Consider the following 3,978-nt stretch of genomic DNA (forward strand, 5'->3'; position numbering starts at 1 on the left):
CGGCGCGCGCGACCCCGATGCCGCCGGGGGAGTCGCTGCAGGACCTGGGGCGGGCGGGCGGCACGCTGGTGCTGCACCTCGCCGTGCACCGGATCGACGAGGTGGTCAAGGAGCTGGTCCCGATCCACGGGTCGGACTGCCCGGCCGCCGTCGTCGCGTACGCGTCGCGGGACCACGAGATCGTGCTGCGCGGGCGGCTGGACGACATCGCGCACGCCGTGCACGAGGCCGGCATCCAGCGCACGGCGGTGGTGATCGTGGGTCAGGCCCTCGCTGCCGAGCAGTTCCCGGACAGCCACCTCTACTCGGACACCAGGTGCCGGACGGAGCCCTGACCCCGCCGCGCCGCGGCGCGAGTCGGACACCCGAGCCCGCGAGTGGGACGTCGGGGGGTGTGGCCCCGCACCGGGTGCTGATCCTCGGCGGGACCTCCGAGGCCCGCCGGTTGGCCGGGCTGCTGCCCGCTGCCGTGTCCTCCCTCGCCGGACGTGTGCGCGCGCCCGTGCTCCCGCCGGGCGAGGTGCGGGTGGGCGGTTTCGGTGGGGTCGACGGGCTGGTCGGCTACCTGCGGGCGGAGCGGATCACCCAGGTCGTCGACGCGACCCACCCCTTCGCGGCGCGGATGACCGCACACGCGGCCGAGGCCTGCGCGCTCACGGGCGTTCCGCTCGTCGTCCTGCGGCGGCCGGGCTGGTCGGAGGTCGCGGGGGACCGGTGGACGCGGGTGCCGTCGTTGGTCGCGGCCGCTCGCGCGCTCCCGGGCTCGCGGGTGTTCCTGACGACCGGCAGGCAGGACCTCGCGGTCTTCGCGGACTCGGCGGCCTGGTTCCTGGTGCGGTCGGTCGACCCGCCCGATCCTCCTGCGCCGCAACGGATGCTGTCGATCCTCGAGCGTGGGCCGTTCACCGTCGACGGGGAGCGAGCGCTGATGCTCGAGCACCGGATCGACGTGCTGGTCACCAAGGACTCCGGTGGTGCGCTCACGGCCGCGAAGCTGGTGGCCGCGCGGGACCTGGGCATCTCGGTGGTGATGGTCGACCGTCCCCCGCTGCCGGCCGACGTTCCCGTGGTGACGACGCCGGAGGAAGCGGCGGAACGGGTCGCGACGCACTGACCGCGGACCGTGCGCGGTGGGCAGGGCCGGGACGACGGTCAGGGCGACCCGCACGGCATGGTCCGGAGACGCGGGGCCGAGCTCGCCGGGGAGCGGTCCCCCCGCAGAACCGGGGGTCAACCCCCGCTCAGGTCGGGGGACCACTCCGTCGCCCCGGGTATCCACCCCAATGTCCGAAGGCTCCTTCCCGAGCATTCTCATTCCCGTCGAGACCGCCCAGTCGGCGGCCGACGAACCGGGGGGACGCAGCATCGAGGCTGCACAACGGGGGGAGGCTGAAATGCCGATCGTCAGTGGTCCGCAGGAGTTCACGGAGGAGCGGCTCTTCGTCGATCTCCGCACCCTCGTCGGACACGAGCTGTACCTGAAGTGCGAGGGCTTCAACTTCGCAGGATCGGTGAAACTCAAGGCGGCGTCCTCGATGGTCGAGGCCGCCGAGCGGAACGGGCAGCTCGGACCGGGGTCGACGTTGGTCGAGTCGTCGTCCGGCAACCTGGGGGTGGCGCTGAGCATCATCGCCGCGCACAAGGGCTACCGCTTCGTCTGCGTCACCGACATCCGGTGCAACGGCGCCACCATCGCGCTGATGAGGGCCATGGGCACCGAGGTCCACGTGATCCGCGAGGCCGGTCCCGAGGGACTCCTCGGCGCCCGGCAGGCGCACGTGCGGGCCCTGCTCGCGGCCGACCCGAACGCCCTCTGTCTGGACCAGTACTCGAACCCGAACAGCTGGAAGGCACACTTCCGCACCACCGCGCCCGCCATCGCCGAGGAGTTCCCGCAGCTCGACGTCCTGTTCGTCGGCGCGGGCACCACCGGCACCCTGATGGGGTGCGCCCGCTGGTTCCGGCAGTACCGGCCGGACGTGCACATCGTCGCGGTGGACGCCGTCGGCTCGGTGACCTTCGACCAGCAGCCCGGACGTCGGATGATCCCCGGCCTCGGCACGAGCGTCCGCCCGGCCGTGTTCGACCGGTCCTACGTCGACGACGTGGTGTTCGTCGAGGAGGCCGACACCATCGCCATGTGCCACCGGATCGCGAGGAGGGGCTTCCTCTTCGGCGGATCCACGGGCACGGTGGTCAGTGGGGCGAAGGCCTGGCTGGACCGGAACTCGGCCGCACACCTCACCGCGGTAACGCTCGCCCCCGATCTGGGCGAGCGCTACCTCGACACGCTGTACCGGACCGAGTGGGTCCGGGACAACTTCGGCGACGAGGTGCTCGGCGCCGAGCCCGCCGACGAGAGCTTGGTGGCCTGAGACATGGCACTGTCGCCGCCCACCCCGGAACCCACCCGGACGCAGGTCCACCCGGGCCCGCCCGCCTCGCTCTCGGAGCTGGTCCTCGTCGATCGGCACGAGGCGCAGGGCTGGCGGGTGCGCCGACAGGAACGCCTGGACTCGGTGTTCGAGGAGCGGTGCGACTGGATCAGGGAGTACGGCAGGGCGGGGCAGCTCGCCGTCGACGGCCCCGGGGTCCGTCTGACCTACGACGAGCTCGACGCCCGCGCCAACCGGCTCGCCCGCTTCCTGCGCCTGCACGGCACCCACCCCGGTGACCGGACCGCCCTGCTGTTCGACACCCGCGTCGAGACCTACGTCGCCCTGCTCGCGGTCCTCAAGATCGGTGCCACCTGCGTTCCGCTCGATCCCGACGCCCCGGCCGAACGCCTCGCGTACCTCGTCGCCGACGCCGAGGTCCGGATCGTGCTCACCCGATCCCACCTCCGCGGGCGGGTCGCCGTCCCCGGGACGCTGCCCGCCGGGGCGGAGGTCCTCGACCTCGACGCGGCCGCCGCCCTGATCGCCGAGATGAGCCCGCAGCGGCTGCAGCCCGCCGAGCGGGGAGAGGCCGTCGAACGGCCCGCGTACGTCGTGCACGTCCCCGGCCCCGCAGGCTGGTCCGAGCGCGTCGCGATCGACCACCGCAGCATGTGCAACGCCGTCCGGGTCTCGTCCGAGACCTTCGGTGTCCGCGGGCACCGCCTCTACCAGGGCCGGGCCCTGTCCTCCGGCGCCGGCCTCGGGGAGGTCTGGATGGCCTGGGCGTCGGGTGCCACGCTGGTGCCCGCACCCGACGGCCCGAACCTCGTCGGAGACGCCCTGCACGCCGTCCTGGCCGAGCGCCGGGTCACGGCGCTGGCCACCACCCCGGCCGTGCTGGCCACGCTCGAGGCGGATCTGCCCCGGCTGCGGGTCCTGCTGGTCTCGGGGGAGGTCTGTCCCCAGAGCCTGGTCGCGCGTTGGCACCGACCCGACCGCCGCTTCCTCGTCGCCTACGTCCCGCCCGGCGCGTCGGCCGCGGCGACCTGGACCGAGGCACACCCGGACAAGCCGATGACGATCGGCGTGCCGCTGCCGACCTTCGCCACCGTCGTGCTCGACCCGGACGTCTCGCGGCGCGCCCTGCGGCACGGCGAGACCGGCGAGATCGGCGTGGCCGGGCTGGGCCTCGCCTGCGGTTTCCCCGACCCCTCGGGCGCCGGGTTCGTCGACGACTTCCTCGGGATCCCCGGCAACCCGTCCGGTCGGATCTACCGGACCGGCGATCTCGGCCGCGTCGACGACGCCGGCGAGATCGAGTACCGCGGTCGTGTGACACCGCAGGGGCAGGGCGGGGGTGTCGACCTCACCGCGATCGAGTCGGTGATGCTGGCGGTGCCCGGGGTGGCGTCGGCCGTGGTCGTCCCGCACGAGCGAGCGGGCGACACCGAGCTGGTCGGCTTCTACTCGCTGCGCGCCGACAGCCCGGCAGTGACCGAGCGGGAGATCGCGTCCTGGCTGCACGAGCGGCTGGCGACGGAGCACCTGCCTGCCCGCCTGGAGCGGCTCGACACCCTGCCGCTGACCGCCGACGGCCTGG

3 protein-coding genes and 1 pseudogene are annotated in these 3,978 nt (G+C 73.6%); all 4 read left to right on the forward strand.

From position 1 onward, the window contains the following. A pseudogene (locus H5J29_RS23865) lies at positions 1-335 on the forward strand (precorrin-4 C(11)-methyltransferase); the annotation flags it as partial. A gap of 59 nt (positions 336-394) precedes the next feature. Then, positions 395-1,114, forward strand: a complete 720-nt coding sequence (locus H5J29_RS23870; RefSeq protein ID WP_181783272.1) for a cobalt-precorrin-6A reductase — start codon at positions 395-397, stop codon at positions 1,112-1,114. A 280-nt stretch (positions 1,115-1,394) separates the two neighbouring features. Further along, on the forward strand, positions 1,395-2,375 hold the full coding sequence (gene sbnA / locus H5J29_RS23875) for a 2,3-diaminopropionate biosynthesis protein SbnA (protein WP_181783273.1): 981 nt from the start codon (positions 1,395-1,397) through the stop codon (positions 2,373-2,375). A 3-nt stretch (positions 2,376-2,378) separates the two neighbouring features. Beyond that, the coding region (locus H5J29_RS23880) for an AMP-binding protein (RefSeq protein WP_181783274.1) at positions 2,379-3,978 on the forward strand (1,600 nt) is incomplete at its 3' end.

The organism is Pseudonocardia pini (assembly GCF_013870575.1).
Classification (GTDB): Bacteria; Actinomycetota; Actinomycetes; order Mycobacteriales; family Pseudonocardiaceae; genus Pseudonocardia; species Pseudonocardia pini.

What these genes read in the sequence shown, in the direction of transcription:
- sbnA (WP_181783273.1), top strand. Translation starts at nt 1,395, where the DNA reads ATGCCGATCGTCAGTGGTCCGCAGGAGTTCACGGAGGAGCGGCTCTTC.